Raw genomic sequence first — 23655 nt, forward strand, 5'->3', positions numbered from 1 at the left:
GAGACAAGAAAAGCAGTCGGAGAAATCTCCGGATTTCCTGTTCCCGCTCCAATCGTAGTTGACCAAAATGAATTCGTAAGGTTCGTCGAAAGTTTATGGATAAACTGTCCAGAGTTCGGGATTCCCCAAACACCACCAGTATTCGGATAATTACCATCTGTTTGCCCCATGACATATACGTTGTTGTCAAGATCAACCTGTACGAAATACCCCTGATCATACTGAGTCGTACCTAAGATCGTTGCGTTCAGCACGGAACCAGTAACTGAATTAATACGAACAACATACGCATCTTCATTACCTATACTGGTTGTTCTGAGACCTCCCTGTCCCCAATTCAATGTCGGACTTGTCGTTCCTCCGGCCATGTACAAATCTCCTCCTGGCGAAATCTGAATTGAATTTCCCGATTCAAACCCAGACCCTCCATAATAACTTGAAAAGTTTAGTGTAGATAGATCCGGAGATAATTTACCGTAAACAGCATCCTGTAAACCTGACAGACTCCCTGAAGCCATTGGAAAATCTCCTGACCGCGTTGTAGATGCAAAATACACATTGGAATTATCATCCACCGTGATTTCCCCCCTGAAACAGTCTCCGTAGTTATAGGCCAGATTACTACTGTAACTCAACCCATCATTATTACTCCCACCTATATAAGTACTACCCAACAGTGTATTTCCTCCGGGACTAAGTTTTGCGATATACAAATCTGATCCGTTAAAAAATAAAAATGGCGTGACTGCTGCACCTCCGTTAAATGTTGTCTGAAATCCATTGGTAGTAACCGGGAAATTCGAAGAGGCAGTAGCCCCAAGTACATACAACTCTCCGACTGCATTCGTTACAATACTATGCGGCGTTTCGTTCCTGGATCCTCCTAAAAAAGTACTATACAAATTCTGAGTTCCATCCGGACTAAATTTTGTTATACTTATATCAAAACCGGCTATTTGCCCCGTCATATCTCCTCCATTAAACGTCCCGTCAAAAACACCAGCAGTAACAGGATAACCTGTACCGAAGACGATTCCTCCTCCGTACAAATTTGACCATGGATCAGGGCAAGCTGTAAACCCCCAGTTATCGGAAGTTGCACCGGTAAATGTAGAAAACGTCAACTCCGGATCAATCACTAGTGTTTTTTCTCTGTCGTACTCTCCAACAACAAAATAAACCTCACCTTTATCCAATACAAAATCACAACTAACCGACCTTCTATTTCCTTCTTCATCTACTGTCCAGGCAACAGGTTTTGACTCTTTGATCAATCCAAAAACAGACTCAATAAGCAATTCCCCGTCCTCTGAAATCTGAATATTTTCGCTTCCTTCTATCTTATAGCGAATAATTCCCGGATCAATCCCCGGATTCACTACAAAAGAATATTTTAAGACATCTTCTTTTCCCTCATACACCACAGTAATCCCCGGATAAACTTCTGTCAATTCAGCTCCCTTTACACTGTGTATATTGGATTTCCACTTAGTCGTATCATTCCCCAAAAAATAGTTTCTGTAATAACTCAACTGACTTCTCTCCAAGACCTCCTCCGGTTCTTCTACACCCATAAATGTTGTTCGAATCACATGACGTCGATAGGCATTCTCAGGAAGTTCATTCGTGTGATCATGTACCTCATCGCCATGCGTATGGGACTTATGATAATCAAACAGATTAAATGTTATTCCCTTTTTTTCAATCAGAATTTCTCCTGAAACCAATTCAGTTTTGTACAGCACATTCTCATGCCATTGCCCCCTGTTAGGATGCAACAACACTTGCGCATTAGCTGAGAATAAAATCAATGCACCAAAAAGCAAAAGGATGGTCTTTAAATTTACCAACATTTAATCATCTAGTTTACACGAATGTAACGTTTTAACTTTAGACGTAAGAAAACACAAATAGTTTCCTTTTCCCGGCTTTTTATCATTTTTCCTGATTCTATCAGTGAAAAGCCGGATATCAGAGGATAAAAGCCTTATGGTTATGCCAGAAAAAAATTAAACCGTACTTTTGCAAAAAAATCAGCTTTTTGTCATGAGCGATGCTATAAAACACGAGTGCGGAATTGCACTTTTACGATTGAAAAAACCCCTTCAATTTTATCTGGATAAATACGGAACAGCTTTTTACGGCCTGAACAAAATGTATCTCCTGATGGAGAAGCAACATAATAGAGGGCAAGACGGAGCCGGACTTGCAAATATCAAGTTAAATATGAAGCCGGGGCAGCGATACATCAGCCGTCATCGTTCAATAGACGCAAAGCCCATTCAGGATATATTTTCCAAAATCAATCAACGATTTAAAGAAATCGAAGAAAAAAGTCCTGAATTATTAAAAGATGTCGAGTACCTAAAAGAAAACGCCGGATTCACCGGAGAACTGTTTTTAGGACATCTTCGCTACGGAACTTTCGGAAGGAATAGCATTGAAAGTTGCCATCCCTTCCTGCGGCAAAGTAACTGGATGACTCGAAACCTCGTAGTTGCCGGGAACTTTAACCTGACAAATGTTGACGAGCTTTTTAATGTCCTCGTAACAATCGGCCAGCATCCGAAAGAAAAATCCGATACGGTTACCGTTATGGAAAAAATCGGACATTTTCTTGATCTGGAAAACGAACGATTATTCCAGGATTATAAGAAGATGGGATACTCTAACGAAGAAATTTATGCGCGCATCTCAGCACAACTAAATATTGAAAACATACTAAAAAAGGCTTCTGAAGACTGGGATGGTGGTTATGCAATGTCGGGGTTATTGGGGCATGGAGATGCGTTTGTCCTCAGAGATCCAAGTGGAATCCGTCCGGCATTCTGGTATGAAGATGACGAAGTTTGCGTTGTTGCCTCCGAACGACCTGTCATCCAAACTGCATTTAATATTCAGCGTGAAGCCATAAAAGAGCTGATGCCGGGGCATGCCCTTATTATCAAAAAAGATGGTTCTGTAGCTGAAACGCTGATCAATACACCACTTGAACGAAAAAGCTGTTCTTTTGAACGCATTTACTTCTCAAGAGGGAATGACCATGACATATATAATGAAAGAAAAAAACTGGGGAATCTTGTTTGTTCCCAGGTTTTAAAGGGAATCGATTATGATTTGGATAATTCGGTATTCTCTTTTATTCCGAATACAGCGGAGACTGCTTTCTACGGTATGATCAAAGGTCTTGAGGATCATTTGAACGATAGAAAATTTGACAAGATAAAACAACTGGGAGACAACCCACCCGAAGAAGAACTCAAACGTATTATTTATCAACGCGCACGCATCGAGAAAATAGCAATTAAAGACGCTAAACTCAGAACATTTATCACACAAGATGATGCCCGTGACGATATGGTTGCTCATGTCTACGACATAACATACGGGTCTGTTGTCCGAGATAAAGACAACCTTGTTGTTATCGACGACTCTATCGTTCGGGGAACCACTCTCCGTCAAAGTATTCTGAAAATACTTGACCGTCTTGGTCCTAAGAAAATAATCGTTGTTTCGTCTGCGCCTCAAATCCGCTTCCCTGACTGTTATGGAATCGACATGGCAAAAATGGGGGATTTTATTGCTTTTCAGGCCATAATAGAGCTTTTGAAAGAGAACGGAAAATCGTATGTAATTGATGAAGTTTACAGGAAGTGTAAAGAACAGGAAGCTCTTCCGAAAGAACAGATCAAGAATTACGTCAAAGAAATATATGATCATTTCTCCTATGAGGAAGTATCCCAGAAAATAGCTGAATTATTAACTCCTCCAGATATTCATGCGGAGGTTGAGATTATCTATCAAACAGTAGAAGATTTGCACAAAGCCTGCCCTGAAAATCTGGGAGACTGGTATTTCACAGGGAATTACCCTACTCCGGGAGGAAACAAAGTAGTAAACCGCGCGTTTATTAACTATGTTGAAGGGAAGAACGAGCGGGCATACTAAAGACTAAAGCAGCCTATGAGAAGGCAAACGTCTGTCATATTTTACGCGTTAACCGCCTATGTATTATTACAATTCGGGTGGTGGGGATTTCATCTCATTGATCTTACTCAGGAGTTAAATAATGATCCTGAACACTTGAGTAAGCGTGCTTTGATGATCCTGGGCGAAGGCACTGTGTTTTTCATTATTGTGTTTTTCGGATTATGGAAAATACAATCCTCCATTAAAAAGGAACTTGAACTCAGTGCAAAACAGCAGAACTTTGTTCTTTCAATAACCCATGAATTAAAAACGCCAATCGCAGCTGTAAAACTGTACCTACAAACACTTGGAAAAAGAAGTTTACAAGAAGAAAAGCGCGATGAAATACTCAGAAAAGCACTTCTGGAAAACAGTCGTCTCGAACACATGATTGAGAATGTACTTACGGTTGCAAGAATTGAGAATCAGGCTTTTCGTTTTCATCCGGAGCCAGTTACAATTTCCGAAACAATAGAAGAAGTTACCTCATCCGTATGTGCGTTCGATACCTGCAAAGTTTCCATTGATTGTCCGAAAGATCTTGTGTACAAAACAGACAAGTTTGCTCTTCATACTATCCTGTCTAACCTGACAGAAAATGCACTCAAATATGCAGGGAAGGATTGCGAAATAACTATTCATTGCCAATTATCAGAAGGCAGACTTCATCTGGACTTTTCCGATAATGGCCCCGGAGTTCCCGAAGAAAAGTTAAAGAGTATTTTTCAACGTTTTCTCCGACTTGAAAATGAAGAAACCCGTAATTCGAAAGGAGCCGGACTCGGGTTATATATTGTCAATCAATTTGTTTTGGGGCAAGGGGGTACAATTTCGGTAAAAAACAAAAAAACTTCCGGTCTATTGTTTTCAATCTCTTTATAATACCTTAAGCAGCTCATCTTCTGATAGCAATATCCAGCATTAAGTATTCTTAACATTTTTATTTCAAATCCATCGAAGAAAATACACTAAATTTACCATGGTAATATTTTACCACTTAGGCAAGTAGCATAAAATGAGTAAATCGAAAGACTTAGGCACACGCAGTATTCCTCAACTTCTGGCTTCACAATCCATTCCTGCAGCAATCGGCTTCATGGTTATGACGCTCAATATGGTTGTGGATACCATTTTCGTCGGACAGTACATCGGAAAATTAGCGATCGGGGCTATTTCTGTTGTTATGCCAATTTCTTTCCTTATGTCTTCTGTAGGAATGGCAATCGGAATCGGTGGTTCATCCATCGTTTCAAGAGCTTTTGGAGCAAAAGATCAGGAAAAGGCACAATTAACTTTTAATAATCAGATTTCACTGACCCTCATTCTTATCACAATTATTCTCGCAGGTGGATATATTTTCTATCAACCGATTATTACATTATTCGGAGCGCAAGGAGATCTTTTCACGTACTCTGAAAGCTATTACCTTATTACATTACTGGGAATCCCTTTTCTGAGTCTTGCCATGATGGCAAACAATAACCTTAGAGCTGAAGGCAAACCCAGAGTGGCTATGCTCATACTAATAATCCCCAGCGTTGTTAATATGTTCATGGACTGGGTTTTAATTGTCCTATTCGATATGGGAATAGAAGGAGCTGCCTGGGCTACAACATTATCCAATGTCGCTGCGGGAAGCTTTATGATCATTTATTATCTAAGCGGAAAAACAGAACTTCGGGTTACCCCTTCTCTCTTCCGGCTAAAGAAAAATATTGTCAACGAAATTACCCGATTGGGGCTTGTCAGCCTAATGAGACAGGGATCTATCAGTTTACTGACAATTGTATTGAACCATAGTCTGTTCTATTATGGAAACCAGGCCGGAATAGGAGGAGAAACGGCTATCAGTATTTATGCCATCCCTAATAGAATCGCTATGTTTGCTTTCTTTCCCTTGATCGGTCTTTCGCAAGGTTTTATTCCGATAGCCGGCTTCAATTACGGAGCCCAATCCTATAAACGGGTAAAAGAAGTAGTACGACTGGCAATTGTATGGGGCTTGATTATCGCAGGATTCCTTACTTTACTTTTACTGCTAGGATCAAATTTCATTCCTACTATTTTTGCGAATGAGCAGGAAGTTGATCTACTACATTATGCGCCTCAGGCAATCTTTGTCATTTTCTTTGCAACTCCTGTGGTAATCTTTCAATTGATTGGCTCCAGTTATTACCAGGCAATAGGTAAAGCAATGCCTGCCTTGTTTCTGGCATTGACAAAACAATTTTTCTTCCTGACCCCTTTCGTCTTGATTTTTCCGCTCTTCGCAGGATTTGAAGGAATCTGGTATGCCTTTCCGGCTGCAGACATCATGTCAGCGCTTATCTGTTATTATTTTTTACGGGTAGGGATGAAAAAACTGGATACCAAACAAATAAATACCGAAACAAGTTTGACGAACTAGTCGTTTTTCATAATTTAGACACCAAAAAAGTGTTTAGATATCCCTTTTCATTTTTACTTCTTTTAGTTTTATCGGCCTGTTCACTCCCCGCTCAAGTCACAAGAGATCAACTATTAGCACATCATTCGGAGGACTCTCTATTAACTTTCGAATCCAATTTTCTTCCCTACTCTCAGGATACAACAACTATTCTGCATCATTCAGGGTTTAGCCTCTGTTACGCCGAGCAACATAAACAATCCCGGTGGATCTGTTATTACCTTGATTCCTCAAGAATGAAAAAAGTAGTTTCACGAACAGACAACTTTAAACCCGATCCATTGATACAAAGTGGAACAGCAACTGTTTCCGACTATAAAAAAAGTGGCTACGACAGAGGACATCTGGCTCCTGCTGCGGACATGGCCTGGTCTGAAACCTCCATGCGCGAGTCTTTTTATTTCAGTAATATCAGTCCCCAAATTCCAGCATTCAACAGAGGAGTTTGGAAACGACTGGAAGAACAGGTAAGAAACTGGGTCAATGACACCACAACTCTTTTCATCACGACAGGTCCTGTTCTCAAGGATTCATTGCCCTGCATCGGCGCAGGTGTCAGTATCCCAAAAGCCTACTACAAAGCACTTTTGTCTGTTTCTAAATCTGGAAATGTACAGAGCATTGCTTTTGTTCTGGAGAATACGTCATCCTCCGCTCCCCTCACCAACTTTGCATTGTCGGTTGACTCTCTTGAAAGTCTTACAGGATTCGACTTTTTCTATGCACTCCCTAATGAAATGGAAAAAGCAACTGAATCCGAACTCTGTATACCTTGTTGGTTTAACGAATAAAAGCATCACCCCAAACTGTTTATGAATACGAACTGGAAGAAAGTACTTGGCCCTGGAATTCTCTTTGCTTCAACAGCCATCGGAGTTTCTCACCTGGTCCAATCGACACAGGCAGGCGCTCAATTTGGACTGAGTCTTTTATGGGCTATTTTACTTGCCAATATTTTAAAGTTTCCCTTTTTTGAGTACGGTTCCAGATATGCATCCGTAAAAGGGGCGTCAATTCTAAAAGGATATTACGAACTTCACAAAATATGGTTATACCTGTACCTTCTCATCACATTTGTATCGATGTTCTTTGTTACTGCCGGAGTTGGTGTTATCACATACGGATTCATGGAACATTTATTTGGTCTTAATGAAATAACCGGTATTAATCATTTCACTCTCTATCTGCTGTTTGCTATTTCTACATCTATACTATGGATCGGAAGGTTTTCCACACTGGACAGTCTGATAAAAATTCTTGCAGTAATTCTGTTTATAACAACTGTTACCGTATTTATCACTGTTTGTGTTGGTGGACCAAAAGGAGGTCATCAGCTTTTTCCCGAATGGAATCAGGATATGACGGCTTTCCTTCTGCCTCTCATGGGGTGGATGCCTACTGCTCTTGACCTGTCCGCGTGGAATAGCATCTGGACCGTCGAAAGAATCAATTATTCCGGTTACAAACCCACATTGAAAGAAACACTCCGGGAATTTAACTTAGGTTATTGGGCTTCAGCTACTCTGGCAGTATTCTTTATGATAACAGGGGCATTTTTAATTTATGGCACCGGGCAAAAAATGCCTTCAAAACCGGCTGAAGTTAGTGAATTTGTGGTCAGCATATATACCCGTACAGCAGGTGAATGGGTCAGGTATATCATTTCAGCAGCTTCTTTCTCCATCATGTTTTCTACTTTCATAACTGTACTGGATGGATATAGCCGAAGCATCAGCTATTCACTCTCATTACTCTCTACCCGGGAATTACGTCCCAATCAGATGTATCGACCGACACTGATCCTCTTAACAATAGGAGGGTTACTTTTATTACTTTCCTTTCTTAATGCTCCCAACGGATTAAAAGGAATACTAAACATCTCTACCATTCTTTCCTTCCTTATTGCTCCGGTTATTGCTATTCTGAACTTCAGAATCGTACAAAAAGACATTCTTGGTTCTGCTAATGCTCCGGGACTATTTTTACGAATAGTAAGCTATGCCGGCATTATTTATTTACTGGTATTCTCTGTATATTATCTTTACGGATTACTAAAAGGGTAGAATCAGAATCTGAAATTTTTCAGCTTTTCGATTTCCACTATCTCTATCATTGAACCCCGAACATTGATCCATCCATCGGTCTTAAATTCGGATAAAATCCGGATCACAGATTCAGTAGCTGTACCTACAATAGAAGCTAACTCATCTCTGGAAATTGCCATAGCGAAACGATTATCTGCAGATTCACTGTATTTATCATACAAACGAACTAAAGCATTCGCAACTCTTTTTCTCACGGTATCATACGCCAGTTCAATCAATTCCTGTTCGCGAACCAAAATGTTATTGGCAAGGAGTTTCATAAATGAGGATGCCACCTCCCTGTTTGCCAGGATAACATTAAAGAATTCATCTCTGGAAATAAGCGCAAGCTTCGTATCTTCCAATGCTGATGCATAATCCGTATAAGGCTGATCCTGTAACAGCTCAAAGTATCCGAAATAATCTCCGGGAGAATACAATTCCGTTACAAACTCTTTTCCGTCATCATTTACCCGATACGTACGAACCTTACCCTCCAGAACGTAATAAATAAAAGTCGGAGTATCTCCTTCAAAGAAAATCTGTTCCTTTCTCGTAAACAATTTTGTTCTTGCATTTAGCGCCAGTTCTTTCAGACCTTCCAGAGACTGTGTCTTGCGAACAAACTCATCCAAATTCGGACGCCCTGAAGCCAGTTCTTTAATTGCCTCACTACGTTTTAACCGTGTCTCAATCGCATCCAGCAATTCCATTTCATTAAACGGCTTTGTGAGGTAATCATCTGCACCCTGGGTCATCCCCTTTCTCATATCTGACTTTTCTGCTTTTGCAGAAAGAAAAATGAAAGGAATAGCCGAAGTCTCAGCATTCTTTGAAAGATAATACAGAACTCCATAACCGTCCAGTTCCGGCATCATAATATCACATAAAACCAGGTCAGGCATCTCTTTTTTCACCAGTTCAACTCCTGCTCTTCCGTTTTCTGCTGTTTTTATCTGATAATTCGCTAATTCAAGAATCTCCTGAATATTTTCGCGCATTTCTGTATTATCTTCTATTACTACTATTTTTTTCATGTGTTTGTGGCGGGTATTTTAACAATAAAAGTAGCTCCTTCATTATTCTTGCTAACAAAGCTAATCTCTCCGTTCAACATGTCCAAATATTTTCGGACAATGAATAAACCTAATCCGGTTCCCTGGATATTTGTTGCATTTTTAGCTCTGAAAAAGCGCGTAAACATTAGTTCTTGTTCTTCTTCCGGCACTCCTATACCGTGATCACGAACGGCGATCTCTATTCCCCCCTGATCTTCTGACCATTCAACCTCTATCGGACTTCCCTCCTGTGAGTATTTACTGGCATTACTAATCAGGTTAATCATAATTCCTTTCACAAAGAAAGGATCAGAGTAGACGGAAACAGCATCTCCGTTCAGAGTAATTTGTTGCCCCTCTTTAACCGCTCCCATCATATCCTCTCGTATCTCCCGGATACATTCCTGTAAATCAAATTCACAGAGCTTAACCTCCTGCTTACCGGACTCTAATTTCTCAAGAGACAAAAAGTCATTCAACAGATTTGTAAGATGTCCAACTGTATTCCTGATCCGATCTGCATGTTTTTCTATTCGTTCCGAATTATTATTCTCCAGATACCGTTTAATGAGTCCGGCTGATGAGGAAATGGTTGTAAGCGGAGTTCTGAATTCATGCGATGCCATTGAGACAAATCGGGATTTCAATTCACTTAATTGCCTTTCCTCTCTGAGATTATTCTCCAGATGTTCTGCATTCTTTCGCTGTTGCGTGATATTATTTTCTACAACCAATATATTGGATACATTACCTGAAGAGTCATTTAGCAAAATAGCACTAACAGAGTAAAACTGGTCATTTCTTGAGATTTCAATCATTTCGGCCAGGCCGGTTTCCTGAAGATTATCGAGAAGTTCCTTTACTTTTTCTGAATCCTCGACGCATAAAGAAGGATAGTTCTTGTCAATATACTCCTCCGATCGCTTCGAATGTCGTTCCAGTTCTTTTCCTTCAACAAAACGAATTTGGTATTCTGAGTCTACAATGTAAATTATTCCCGAAGGATAATTCTTGGCAATACTCTTATATAGCTGCTCACTTTCAAATAATGCCCGCGAGCGTTCCTCTACCAGTTCCTCCAGATGTTGGTTCATCTTTAATACCTCATCCTGTGCTCTTTTACGAACTGAAATATCAGAAACCAATGCAAGAACCATGGTTTCTTCTTTCGAGTTTTTGATGTAGTTCAAACTTACTTCCACCGGAAAATCGGAACCATCTTTCCTTCTTCCCCACAAATTCATCCCCGACCCCATATTCCTTTTTGAAGGTCGTTCAATATATGAGTCTCTGTGTTGTTGGTGTACTCCATGAAAACGTCCCGGGATAAGAACCTCAATCACATTTCCTATCAGTTCTCCCTCACCATAACCAAACATTTCCTCGGTACGGGGGTTTATCAGGCGAATAACACCTGTATGATCTACCAGTATTAGCCCTTCAAGAATAGATTCAAATACAATTTTGTAAATTCCTTCCACTTCGCCTAGATTTCGCTACTAAAGTAAACGAATTTTCTGTAGAATTCCGAACGAAAAGTGATAAAAGTCATTCTTCGCTACTAAAATAACCTCTATATTATCTGTGCGCAGTATCCAGAAGATCCAAAACTGTTTTCACAGGTGAAAATGAGTGACTTGATACTTCAACAAAAACAGTCATCCAGTCTGCCATACCTCCATTCCATAATCCGGGCTGTTCTGCAAACAGAATATCTTTGCCATGATAGCGCTTTCGAACAACAAAATAGGAATCATCATCTCTGAAATTTTTCAAGTTCAATTTATTCCCATTCAAATCATGAACATCACAAGCCAGCATAACCGGATTAAAGTGAGAACTCTTCACCATAACCGTAAATTGCTCTCCTTCATTTGAGATTTGTGCCTTTTCAACGATTTGCTTCGAAACGTGTCCTTTTTTATTCTTTACCCAAAAAGGGCCTCCTCCAGGTTGCCCTTCATTTTTCACCATCCCACACACTCTTCTCGGACGATTCATCCAATCGATCAACTCGCCATCTGTCCATTCATCAACAAACCTTGTTGAATACTCTAGCTGATATTCGGAAATAAGCAATTTCAAAGCCTCTCTATTGACTTCGTCTCCGGATATAACCTGTCTCAACTTTTGATTCAATTCCAGAAGTATTCCTCCCAACAAACGAAAATCATTCATAGAATGGTCAGAAACACTACCATGTTGTACATTATCAATGTTCTTTATGAATAAAATTGCATCATCCAATTCATTCAGATTCTCCAATAGTGCACCATGACCTGAAGGACGGGTCAAGGCTCTTCCCGGCTCAATTTCAACGATATCCCCGTCCATAGAAAAGGCAATACTATCCGTATCTTCATCCTGACAAGAAAATTCAGCAACAATATCATACCCGGAAAGCCTTCTTACTTCATCTATTGAATCGGCTATCAATTGTTTAAACTTCGGATTAACAGTAAAATGTGATTTAGATATACCCCCATTCAAAGTTGCCGCCTGCAATACATGCTCCTGAAAAGGGTTTAGAATGAAATAACCATAATAATGAAATGGCACCAGGCCTTTCGGTAACATACCAAGCCCTAAACCTTCTCCACTAACTATGTATCTTACAAAATCGGACAGTTCCACCCGACCACTCTCAAGTGTATCTTTCATCGAACGATCTATCTTGCGGTAAAAAGCAAAATCCTCCAGGTGATTTAAAAATCGCTCTACCTGTCCCCGATTAACATCATTTGGCTCTTCTATAAAATCATATAGAAATTGGAACATCCGTGATCCCGATCCTGACGCCGGAATAAAGAATCCCGGGAGTTCTTTTGAGGAATTATACAACTTCCTGTAATACTCTTTCACTTCGGGTGCTACCTGTAGTATTCCATTTCCAATACGGCAGGGTTCTACCAGATTTACTTTCGGATGATTTCCAAAAACCTGCGCTCTTTGATGTGATATAATCGTGTCTGTAATAGTCATTCCGTAAAAATAACAAGCTATATTCTGTCGCTAAGTAACAAAATATTATGTTTCATTCGTAGTTTTTCGTTCTTTTGCAAGGTATGAAACGCCTTCCGTCCATATTTTATTATGTATTCAGATCAAAAAAGAGACATGGTACTCACTCTCCGTTTGTTTATGAATTTGTAGACAAATGTATCCGGCATAAACCGGATTTACAAGAACAACAGATTATTCGATCCTATCAAAAAATCGTAAAACGGGACGCGACCCTCATTCAGGTAGCAGATTTTGGAGCAGGATCTAAAAAGCTGGGAAAACAACGACAGGTTAAAGAGATTTACTCCATCGGAAAGTCTGGCAGAAAATATGGTCAACTCCTCTTCTCTCTGGCCCGATACTACCAGCCCAAACGAATACTTGAAATGGGCACTTCTTTGGGCACCGGAACCCTGTACCTGCACCTTGGTAATCCCCACGCACAATTGATCAGTATTGAAGGATGTCAGGAAACGCTGGCTTATACTATCGAAAATTTCCCTGTTCATTCAAAACAGATTCAATTCATTCAGGAAACCTTCAAGGATTACCTGAATCGGTACGATGGTGAAAAATTTGATCTGATTTTTATCGACGGTGACCACAGAGGAGCTTCACTCAAAGAGTATGTACGACAATTACTCCCATATACACATAATAATACAATTTGGATATTGGATGACATCCGCTGGTCTGACGACATGTGGCAGACCTGGCAAGAGATCAGTCAGCAAGAGAACTTTCATGTATCCATTGACCTTCTTCGAATGGGAATATTAGTCTTGCGCCCCGAACAATTCAAAGAACATTTTTATATTCATATATAACTTCAAAAAGAACTTATCATGAAAGTATATACCCGTAAAGGAGATAAAGGAGAAACATCACTGATTGGCGGACGAAGAGTTCCCAAATATGCACTACGTATCGAAACCTATGGAACGGTAGACGAGTTAAATTCTCACATCGGTTTAATTCGCGACCAAGATCTCAATGATGATCATATCACCGTACTTCTGGAGATTCAGGACAGACTGTTTACAATCGGAGCAATTCTTGCTTCTGATCCAAGCTCTAAGATGAAAATCCCTGAATTACATGACGCAGACATTGCTTACCTGGAAGAATCCATAGATAAAATGGATGCAGAACTGGAACCCATGAGAAGTTTTGTTCTTCCCGGAGGAAACACAACTGTCTCCTTTTGTCATATAGCCAGATGCGTCTGTCGCAGATCTGAAAGGTTGGTAATAGAATTATCTCATACTGAAGAAATTGATGAGAAAGTCATTGCCTACCTGAACCGTTTAAGTGATTATTTGTTCGTTTTATCAAGAAAGCTTACTAGTGAAACAGGTGCTACTGAAATTCCGTGGACACCCAGAATGTAGAAACAGGAAGCGTAACTTTCTTAAAAACTGAAAGTCAGCAACAAAGAAAAGTGTAAAGAAATCATACAATTAAAGTTAATTAATCTAAAAAAACTTGTTTGTAATGCCAAAAAATCTATTTTTGCGCAAAATTAGGAACCACTAAAAGAAGGAGAGTTATGTACTGGACACTTGAATTAGCATCCTACCTCGAAGATGCGCCATGGCCGGCAGCTAAAGATGAGCTGATTGACTACGCGATGCGTACGGGAGCTCCTCTTGAAGTTGTTGAGAACCTTCAGGACCTTGAAGATGAAGGTGAAATTTACGAAAGTATCGAGGATATCTGGCCTGATTATCCAACCAAAGAAGACTTCTTCTTTAACGAAGATGAATACTAGCAACAGATAAAAGAATCTTAGTAAAGGCCCGTTTCACGGGCCTTATTTATTTTCTATCTACCCTATTCGTTAATTCGATAAAATCATCCACTGCTAATCGCTCAGGACGGAGGCTAAATATTTCTTCCGAAGTATCCAATCCTGTAAGTAACGGCTTCAGAGAGTTTCGCAGTGTCTTTCTTCTTTGATTAAAAGCCATTTTAACTACTCTCTTAAACAACTCTTCATCACAATCAAGTTGCTCGCGTTGGTTTCTGACCATTCGAATCACCCCCGACTTCACCTTGGGAGGAGGTGTAAAAACATGTTCATCCACAGTAAAACAATACCTGATATCGTAAAACGCCTGAAGAAATACGCTTAAAATTCCGTATGCTTTCTTTCCGGGGCCTTCTGCAACCCGCTCGGCAACTTCCTTCTGAAACATACCAACTACTTCTGGAACCTGATCTCTATTTTCAACTATTTTGAAAAGAATCTGAGAAGAAATATTGTAGGGGAAATTTCCGGCAATGGCAAAAGGTTCGGCACCGAAATACCGATCAAACTCTTCTTTTAAAAAATCCCCTTCAAAAATCCGGTCTTTCAGATCCGGAAAATTGGACTTTAAATAATCAATTGACTCTGTATCAACATCAATAACATACGTGTCAAAATCATTTCGTTTTAACAGATAGGTCGTCAACGCCCCCATCCCCGGACCAATTTCCAGGACCTTTTTATACGCCTCTCCTTCATTTTTTAACTCATCAGCTATCTGCTGACAAATTTCCGGGGCATTCAAAAAATGTTGTCCCAGGTGCTTTTTTGCCTTTACCGTCATACGAACAAAGATAGGTCAAAAACAATTACCGTTTAGGACGACCCAGCGCATATTCAACCTGCTCTATCAATTCCCCTTCATCATTGTAATATTTAAAAATCCCATGATGTAAATTCTCATAAAAAGTTCCTTCTTCTACGAGAACTCCTCCTTCATTATATAATTCAAATCTACCATGGTTCTTTCCATCAACAATTTCTCGTACCTGCTTGACATTTCCGTTCGGATAAAAAACCTTACAAACGCCGTTATACGGAACCGTCCGGTCCGTCTCATACAGATGATTATAAGCAACGTCCAGATTAAGACGCTCACAATCTACATATTCTTCTTTTTTTTCCTCTGAACAAGCCCCCAAAGTAAGTGATATGGAGAGTAACAAAAAAAATGAATTTCTCATACTACAAATTTACGCATTTTCAATCACCCCCCTGTTAAACCTTGTTAAAAACCCGACCCAACATTGTGAAGAGTTTAATGTTCTCATAACAGTCTATTTCAAATAAAAATAAGACCTTTGCAAAAAATAGTATATTATGAGATTTAATTACCTTTCTATCCTCCTGTTGACTTTGTCAATAGGAATTGGTTACTCAGGAAAATCCCAGGTAACCACAACCATTGATTTTGACGATGACACCAAATGGACAGGTCCTTCCAGTGGCTATGGAACACGTGAGTACACCGATGGAATTTTTCATGCTATAAGTAACAACGCCTTTAAACAAACGACGGCTGCACAAGACGGTTTTGCCGGTGCAAACGGAACCTATGCGTGGAGACTCAGAGATGCAACAGGTTCTTATTGGACGGCAACTGTGGCTAGCGGAGGAGTATCTGATTTCAACTTAAATATCAGAAGATGGGATAATAGTCCAGAAGCAGTTTATGTATTGGAGTACTCTATAGATGAAGGCGCAAACTGGGTGCTTGTTGAAAATATTAACGTAACAACACTTAATGACCAAAGTGATTTTGTAAATTTCTCAGGAACCATTAACTCTGCGGCTACGAATATAGCTGTTCGCGTTAGCCGCGTTTCAGGAGAACGGGTAATGATTGACGATTTCCAATGGACATCGTACACAGGAACTTCTTGCGATACAGAGTCAAACATTACAGAGACAGCTTGTCAATCCTATGATTTCTATGGAACAACATTAACATCTTCAGGTACCTATCAACATGTTATAGCGGATGCTAACGGACCTGGGTGCGATGAAACAGTTAACCTTACACTGACTATTGTTTCCGGATATACATATTACGCGGATACTGATAATGATGGGTTTGGAGATCCAAACTCAACAACAGAAGCATGTACAGTACCAGTCGGTTATGTTGATAATGCGGATGATTGTGATGATACAGACCCTGCAATCGGAGAAGCTTCTCTACCTTTCTACGTAGATGCTGACGGAGATGGTTTTGGAGCTGGAACAGCCGTTTTATTCTGTGCAGATCCAGGAGCCGGATACTCTGCAAACGCTGACGATTGTGATGATAACGATAATACGATTTACCCGGGAGCTACAGAAATAATGGACGACGGTATCGATCAGGATTGTGACGGACAGGATGCTTCTGCTTTGGGTACACAATTCGGAATTTACGAATTTAACGGGTCTTCAGACTGTAACACACAGGATCTTGCAGCAACAGTAATCTCAACAAACGTTACTTTCTCTGATTACGGGTCAAGTAATACAAACTGTAATTCCGGGTCAGGATACTTTAATCGTTCCGGTTGGAATCAGACATCGACCTTGGATGATACACAATACAACGAATTTACAATCACACCTGCTGATTGTTACGAGATAACACTTACAAAAATCGAATTCCTTCACAGAAACAGTGGATCAGGAGGAACACCAACCTGGACACTACGTTCAAGTTTGGATAACTATACTACTGATGTTGCTACTGGTCAATCCAACACTTCAGATCAAACGGCAACCGTTTTACTACCTGTTGATTTTGAAAATATTGGTGCTGTTACTTTCCGTTTTTATATTACAAACATGGAAGGTACAGGAGGTGCAACCTGGAGAAATGATAATGTAACTGTTTACGGTTTTGAAAACACTATCTCTCCTTCTACTTTCTACGCTGATGCAGATGGAGATGGATTTGGTGATATGAACGAAAGTGTTCAGGCTTGTTCTGCACCGGAAGGATATGTTGACAATGACGGTGATTGTGATGATACGGATGCAACTATCAACCCAAATACAATTTGGTACCTTGATGCTGACAACGATGGATTTGGTGATGACAACTCGACAGTTCAAACTTGTGAACAGCCAATGGGAGGAAATTATATCCTAACTGGTGGTGATTGTGACGACAACGACAACACGGTTTACCCTGGAGCTACTGAAATTTGCGATGGTAAAGACAATGATTGTGATGGGTCAATCGACAACGGTCTTCAATTCACAGATTATTATGTTGACGCAGATGGAGATGGATACGGAACAGGTACCCCACAGTCTTTGTGTGCTGACCCTGGAGTTGGCTACGCAACAAACGACAGTGATTGTGATGATACTGACGCCAACATTACAACAGGTACTCTTTACTATGAAGATCAGGATAATGATGGATTTGGTGCCGGAACAGGTACTGAATTCTGTACTGATCCGGGAGCCGGATATGTATTAAATAATGATGATTGCGATGATACGGACGCAGATATCAACCCTAATACAATATGGTATCTTGATGCTGATAACGATGGATTCGGAGTTGACGAAACAACTGTTCAGGCATGTGAAGCTCCTTCAGAAAATACATATGTATTAGTAGGTGGTGACTGTGATGATAACGACAACACTGTTAATCCGGGAGCGACTGAGATCTGTGACGGGAAAGACAACGATTGTGACGGTTCAATTGATAATGGGCTACAATTCACTGAGTACTTTGTTGACAGTGACGGTGACGGATTCGGAACAGGAGATGCAGTTGAATTCTGTGAAGATCCAGGAAACGGATACTCACTAACAGGAGATGATTGTGACGACAATGACGCAACAATCTACCCGGGAGCTACTGAAATTCCTAACGATGGAATTGATCAAGACTGTGATGGAGAAGATATGAGCACCGTAGGATTGGATGAAAATACACTTCTTTCTTTCACTATTGCTCCAAACCCTTCTAACGGAGAAGTTGTAATTCGCTTGTCTTCTAACTTCAATGAATCTTCGATTGATGTTTATGCCCTTACAGGAGAGTTGGTTATCAGCAGTTCTTTCGACGGAGCATCAACTAAACTTGATCTTTCTGAATTAAACACAGGTATGTATTTAATTAAAATCTCTAACACTTCAGGAACTTCAGTTCAGCGTGTAGTGAAAAAATAAGGGATTCTTATAAAAAATGATAAAGGGCGGAATTATATTCCGCCCTTTGTTTTTAGGTACTCATCTCCTTCATATCGACGAACAAATTTATAAACCTGACAAAAGTCATTTTTAACCCTATCAACATCGTCGTAACTTAAAGGAAATGAGTATGCCTTATGAAAAATTTTACCACCCCAAATCAAAACACTTTCATAAAAGTGTTGGCTATTCTAGCCACAGTTGTACTCAACCAGAATGTACTGGTTGGTCAAAGTCAACTGCCCGAATGTCAATCTACAGTGCCTTTTTTCACTCTGGATTTGAGTTCAAATCCTGACAGCACATATACAACACCGGAAATCACCAGAAACGGCCAGTGTTGTGGAGACGATAATAATCAAAATTATGTCTCCTTTTATGTCACTCTGCATCCTGATGTTGCCATGGTTGAAATCGGAATCGCCCCTGGCTATGCAGATCCGGGAGGCTCTGGTTTCTACAATATTATATCCGGCGGTGATCTTTCAACCCCGGGAGCCTGTGGCACTGATATCGCCGGAGGACAAACCGCCTGTATAACCGGCGAAGGCCCCCACAAAATTACGTATCACAAACCGGGTAGTAACAAGGTAAAATACTATCTCCGTCAGATTCCCAAACCTATTTTCCCGGAGGATGCAACAACCCGTATAGGCTGTAGTTATCCAATGAATATATATGGGTTGGAAAGTATCGTCATTCGCTCCATCAATTCGTCATCAGGAGAGATCACTCCGGGAGTCTTCAATTCACTTTTGAGTTGTACCGATTGTTCAACACCGTCTTTTACTCCGGGACTCACTACTCCAGAATGGATCGATTATGAAATCTGCGGATCTCCTATAGCTTCCGTTTGTGGTGTTTATGCCTCTTGTGACACAATACGCTTATACACAAGACAAGCGTTGGGTGCTTCTGTCTCACCCAACCCGGCAACCTTCTGTCAGGGAGGCGCAGGTGTTGACCTCATTGCAGCTGGTACAGGAGGTGACATGAATTACTCATATACGTGGAGAAACAGTTCCAGTTCCGTTGTTAGTACAGGTAATGCTTACACTGCCTCCTCTCAAGGAACTTATACAGTTGAGGTAGCCGATGGTTTAAATAGCCCGACTTGTCCTTCGTATTACCTTTCAGTTCCCGTCACCGAAAGCGAACCTCCTATCGTTAACGCAGGTATTGATCAAACCGTATGCGCCCAGTCTCCCGATGTTTTCTTAACCGGGTCTGTTGAAAACGCAACCGGAGGAATTTGGTCAGGTGGATCAGGAACTTTCGATCCTGACGCTAACGCATTGCTAACAATCTATTCTCCTTCTGCCAGTGAAATAAATGCTGGATTTGTAACACTCACACTAACATCAACAGGTGCCGGGGGAGGATGCACAAATGCTTCAGATGAAGTAACCATATTCTTCTCAGACACGGTTGTAATTAACCCGCTATTTTCTCCTATTCAATGTACGAATGAATCAACTGTTCTTGATGCTAATGTTTCCGGAGGAACTGCTCCTTATACCTACTCCTGGTCCACAGGGTCAACAAATTCACTACTGTCTGTTACCGCCGGGACCTATGGACTACTCGTAGAAGACCAGTATGGCTGTAGTCAATATACCACCGTATTGGTTACGGAACCGGAACAATTAACCATTGAACTTTCCAGTAATCCGACTTCCGATCCCAATCCCGCTGTATGTGATGGAAATGCTACGGTCTCCATTAACTTTGGAACACCTCCCTACTCGATTCTATGGTCTAACGGAGAAACCACAACTACAGCTACAGGGTTATGTTATGGTATTCACACAGTAACTGTAACTGATGCCAATGGTTGTGTTGTCGAAGGTAGCACCGTAGTAAGTAACCCGCTTTGCTCCTCGCTTGATGCTCAAATTATTAGCAAATCGGATGTCAGCTGTCACGATGGATCTGATGGAGAAGCAACTGTTCAGGCATCAGGAGGAGACGGGAACTATACGTATCAGTGGAATTCTACACCTTCTCAGACAACTGCAACCGCAACCAATCTGGAATCAGGTGTGTATGAAGTTACTGTAACTGACGGATCAGGTTGTCAGTCTATCGCTATGACAACCATCTACCAGCCAACAGTTATCAATAATTACATCATCAGTTCTAATGCCACAAGTATCGGAGGCAATGACGGATCAGCAACTGCAAATCCATCAGGAGGAACACCCCCCTATTCTTATCTATGGAATCCAACCGGACAAATTACGCAAACCGCTGACAACCTCTTATCAAACACATATTACCTAACAATAACAGATGATAATGGTTGTTTAAAAGAAGACAGTGTATTCATCAGCCAACCACCTTGTAATAATTTCACTCTTGGCATCAGCAGAACAAATGTGTCTTGCAATGGCGCAGCTGACGGAACAGCCTATCTACTCATAGCTTATGGAACAGCTCCATATACAATCACCTGGTTCAAAGAAGGTGTTTCTTTCGCCTCCAACACGGTTTCTGTCAGTGACCTTTCATCCGGAGATTATACGGTTGAAGTTACTGATGCTTCAAATTGCACCACTTTCAGGAACTTTACCATTGTTGAACCTAACACATTGAGCATAGGATTAACTCCTACCAATATAAGTTGTTATGGTGCAGATGACGGAACAATAGATTTAAGTATATCTGGAGGAACCTATCCCTATTCTTTCGAATGGTATCGTGGATTAACACTCATAGCCAACCACGAGGATTTATCCAATTTGCCTCCGGGAACTTACTCTGTAACAGTTACCGACGCAAATGGCTGTAGTGCTTCCTCATCTGTAGGTATTATGGAACCACTGGCATTACAGTTAGCTACCTCATCTACCGATATAACCTGTTTTGGATACTCCGATGGTACGCTTAATGCCAATGCTTCAGGAGGAACTACTCCCTACAATTTTGCATGGACAGGTCCCGGAGGATTCAACTCTACAGTTTCCTCGTTAACAGGACTTGAAACCGGATTATATCAGATTCAAATCACTGATGGAAATTTCTGTAATCTGAACTCTGTCGTAGAAGTATATATTAATGAACCACAACAAGTAGAAATTGATAGTTTCTCAATTGCATGTCCAATCCCCGGATCATCGACAACCGAGGTAGAAGCCATTTCCATTCATGGAGGTGACGGAGGACCTTATCAGTTATCATTTGACAATGGAGCTACCTATCAGTCTCCAGGAGACTATACTTCCACTCTTGAGGTAGGTTTCACCTATTTTGTAACTGTAATTGATAACAATGGATGTTCTTCTGATTCACCTTATGAAATAGGTGTAAATCCTGCAGTGGAAATAACCACTATTTCTTTTGACCCCTGTATTCCGGAAGGTGTATCACAAATACCTGTTTCCATTACAGTTTCAGGAGGAACGGAAGGAAATTATGCTATCTCACTTGACGGAGGGTCGACCTATGAAACAGCAGGAATCTACACATTTAATCTGAATAGTAACACATCCTATTCCATTGTAGCCCGGGATAGTAATAGTTGTATTTCTTTGCCTTACGAAATTGTCATTCCTGCAGAAATAGTACTTGCTCCTACGTTATCCTCTGAAGTAAGTTGTATTGGCGAATCGGACGGAGAAATAAGCCTTTCTGTTACCGGTGGCACTCCCACTTATTCTTTTTTCTGGTCAGGGCCGGATTCATTCTCGGCAACAACACAAAATATAACGAATCTCTCCGCAGGAAATTATACGATCACCGTAACAGATCAAAACAACTGTGTAAAATCGACATCAATTGAGGTCACAACATTTCCGGATGTAACCGTACCTGAAATTGTATGCCCAACAGCTATCGTTGTCAACAATGATCCGGGAGTATGTGGTGCAGTAGTTAATTATAGTGAGCCAATCGGTACAGACAATTGTCCCGGCGCATCTACTCTACTTACACAGGGAATGTCTGACGGGTCAGTTTTTCCTGTTGGAATAACCAATGTGAGTTACGAAGTAACTGATCTTGCAGGTAATTCATCAGATTGTTCTTTCACGATAACCGTTATTGATAATGAACCTCCTGTTTTGCTATGTCCCGAGGACATCAATACGTTTGCGGAGGAAGGCAAATGTTCTGTATCTTCCTTAAATGTTGATCTGGGAAGTCCTGTTGCAAGCGATAATTGTACGCTTAATTCTCTATCCAATAATGCACCGGCCTCCTTCTCTGTTGGAACAACCATTGTCACCTGGACAGCAGAAGATAACCATGGTAATATCAGCACCTGTGAACAACATGTACTGGTATCCGACACTCAGGTCCCTGTTATTCTTTCCTGTGGCAACTCTGGTGATGTTGTTGTAACTTCAGACCCCGGAATATGTACCTATACACATTCAAGTAGTTCATGGGATGCTCTTGCAACGGATAATTGTACAAACATAGTACTTGAGGTTGAATTAACAGGAGCTACAGTATACAGCGGAAACACGTTGAATGGTATTGTATTCAACCCGGGACTCACTCAAGTTGTTTGGACAGTAACAGATGATGCTGGCAATAGCTCCTCTTGTGAATATACTGTTACAGTAAAAGACGAAGAAGCTCCCGTTCTTATCAATTGTATTGACTCCGATCAGATTGTTACCACCAATCCGGACGAATGCTCCTATACCGTTGCAGGGAATGCGTGGGACGCAACTGCTTCGGACAACTGCTCGGTTGCCAGTATAACCACGGAACTCTCGGGAGCGACCATTGCCTCAGGATTAAACTCTCTTGACGGAGTAGCCTTCAACATCGGAACAACAATTGTGACATGGACCGTAACAGATGGTTCAGGAAACAGTGTACAGTGTATTTTCGACGTAATTGTAGAGGATAACCAGTTACCGGAACTTATCAACTGTGTTGGATCAGATCAATCCGTCACCACCGATCCGGACGAATGTTCCTATACCGTTTCAGGAAATGCGTGGGACGCAACTGCTTCAGACAACTGTTCCATTGCAAGTATAACCGCGGAACTCTCCGGAGCAACCATTGCTTCGGGATTGAACTCTCTTGACGGAGTAGCTTTCAACATCGGAACAACAATTGTGACATGGACCGTAACAGATGGTTCAGGAAACA

16 protein-coding genes are annotated in these 23655 nt (G+C 40.8%); 10 read left to right on the forward strand and 6 right to left on the reverse strand.

Features of this window, described 5'->3' with window-relative positions; all coding sequences use genetic code 11:
• Positions 1-1853: DUF7948 domain-containing protein (locus AC4PL9_RS12605; protein ID WP_491605101.1), on the reverse strand; the 1853-nt coding region annotated here is incomplete at its 3' end.
• 193 nt (positions 1854-2046) lie between these two features.
• Between AC4PL9_RS12605 and AC4PL9_RS12610 the strand changes: the two genes are divergently transcribed.
• The 5 genes from AC4PL9_RS12610 to AC4PL9_RS12630 all read left to right on the forward strand — a co-directional run bounded on the left by AC4PL9_RS12610 (position 2047) and on the right by AC4PL9_RS12630 (position 8478).
• Complete coding sequence (locus AC4PL9_RS12610; RefSeq protein ID WP_491605102.1) at positions 2047-3948, forward strand: amidophosphoribosyltransferase; 1902 nt, start codon at positions 2047-2049, stop codon at positions 3946-3948.
• Positions 3949-3963: 15 nt separating this feature from the next.
• Complete coding sequence (locus AC4PL9_RS12615) at positions 3964-4851, forward strand: sensor histidine kinase (RefSeq protein ID WP_491605103.1); 888 nt, start codon at positions 3964-3966, stop codon at positions 4849-4851.
• A gap of 133 nt (positions 4852-4984) precedes the next feature.
• Positions 4985-6376, forward strand: coding sequence for an MATE family efflux transporter (locus AC4PL9_RS12620; protein ID WP_491605104.1), 1392 nt, complete (start codon positions 4985-4987; stop codon positions 6374-6376).
• Positions 6377-6405: 29 nt separating this feature from the next.
• The gene (locus AC4PL9_RS12625; protein ID WP_491605105.1) at positions 6406-7206 is read left to right on the forward strand and encodes a DNA/RNA non-specific endonuclease; all 801 of its coding nucleotides are present in this window, start codon (positions 6406-6408) and stop codon (positions 7204-7206) included.
• Between the two features lie 21 nt (positions 7207-7227).
• Positions 7228-8478: an NRAMP family divalent metal transporter gene (locus AC4PL9_RS12630; protein ID WP_491605106.1), complete on the forward strand. Its 1251-nt coding sequence runs from the start codon at positions 7228-7230 to the stop codon at positions 8476-8478.
• Between the two features lie 2 nt (positions 8479-8480).
• Here AC4PL9_RS12630 and AC4PL9_RS12635 read toward each other — a convergent pair whose 3' ends face one another.
• The 3 genes from AC4PL9_RS12635 to AC4PL9_RS12645 all read right to left on the reverse strand — a co-directional run bounded on the left by AC4PL9_RS12635 (position 8481) and on the right by AC4PL9_RS12645 (position 12539).
• Positions 8481-9536, reverse strand: a complete 1056-nt coding sequence (locus AC4PL9_RS12635; RefSeq protein ID WP_343790257.1) for a response regulator — start codon at positions 9534-9536, stop codon at positions 8481-8483.
• Positions 9533-11038 carry a sensor histidine kinase gene (locus AC4PL9_RS12640; RefSeq protein ID WP_491605107.1) on the reverse strand — a complete coding sequence of 502 codons (1506 nt, stop codon included), beginning with the start codon at positions 11036-11038 and terminating at the stop codon, positions 9533-9535. Before AC4PL9_RS12640 ends, AC4PL9_RS12635 begins: the two co-directional genes overlap by 4 nt.
• Before the next feature lie 97 nt (positions 11039-11135).
• Positions 11136-12539 carry a DUF4301 family protein gene (locus AC4PL9_RS12645; RefSeq protein ID WP_491605108.1) on the reverse strand — a complete coding sequence of 468 codons (1404 nt, stop codon included), beginning with the start codon at positions 12537-12539 and terminating at the stop codon, positions 11136-11138.
• Positions 12540-12622: 83 nt separating this feature from the next.
• On the opposite strand from AC4PL9_RS12645, the gene AC4PL9_RS12650 reads away from it, so the two are divergent.
• The 3 genes from AC4PL9_RS12650 to AC4PL9_RS12660 all read left to right on the forward strand — a co-directional run bounded on the left by AC4PL9_RS12650 (position 12623) and on the right by AC4PL9_RS12660 (position 14331).
• On the forward strand, positions 12623-13387 hold the full coding sequence (locus tag AC4PL9_RS12650; RefSeq protein ID WP_491605109.1) for an O-methyltransferase: 765 nt from the start codon (positions 12623-12625) through the stop codon (positions 13385-13387).
• An 18-nt stretch (positions 13388-13405) separates the two neighbouring features.
• A complete protein-coding gene (locus AC4PL9_RS12655; protein WP_491605110.1) occupies positions 13406-13951 on the forward strand; it encodes a cob(I)yrinic acid a,c-diamide adenosyltransferase in 546 nt (181 codons plus the stop codon).
• A 158-nt stretch (positions 13952-14109) separates the two neighbouring features.
• A complete protein-coding gene (locus AC4PL9_RS12660) occupies positions 14110-14331 on the forward strand; it encodes a DUF2795 domain-containing protein (protein ID WP_343790272.1) in 222 nt (73 codons plus the stop codon).
• 46 nt (positions 14332-14377) lie between these two features.
• On the opposite strand, the gene rsmA is transcribed toward AC4PL9_RS12660, so the two are convergent.
• Both rsmA and AC4PL9_RS12670 read right to left on the reverse strand, forming a co-directional pair.
• Positions 14378-15154 (reverse strand): 16S rRNA (adenine(1518)-N(6)/adenine(1519)-N(6))-dimethyltransferase RsmA, encoded by a 777-nt coding sequence (gene rsmA / locus AC4PL9_RS12665; protein WP_491605111.1) that lies wholly within the window; start codon positions 15152-15154, stop codon positions 14378-14380.
• A gap of 25 nt (positions 15155-15179) precedes the next feature.
• Positions 15180-15554: a toxin-antitoxin system YwqK family antitoxin gene (locus AC4PL9_RS12670; protein ID WP_491605112.1), complete on the reverse strand. Its 375-nt coding sequence runs from the start codon at positions 15552-15554 to the stop codon at positions 15180-15182.
• 136 nt (positions 15555-15690) lie between these two features.
• Between AC4PL9_RS12670 and AC4PL9_RS12675 the strand changes: the two genes are divergently transcribed.
• Positions 15691-18525 (forward strand): MopE-related protein, encoded by a 2835-nt coding sequence (locus tag AC4PL9_RS12675; RefSeq protein WP_491605113.1) that lies wholly within the window; start codon positions 15691-15693, stop codon positions 18523-18525.
• Positions 18526-18683: 158 nt separating this feature from the next.
• On the forward strand, positions 18684-23655 hold a 4972-nt coding region (locus tag AC4PL9_RS12680), incomplete at its 3' end, for an HYR domain-containing protein (RefSeq protein ID WP_491605114.1).

The sequence above is a fragment of the Wandonia sp. genome, assembly GCF_984588085.1.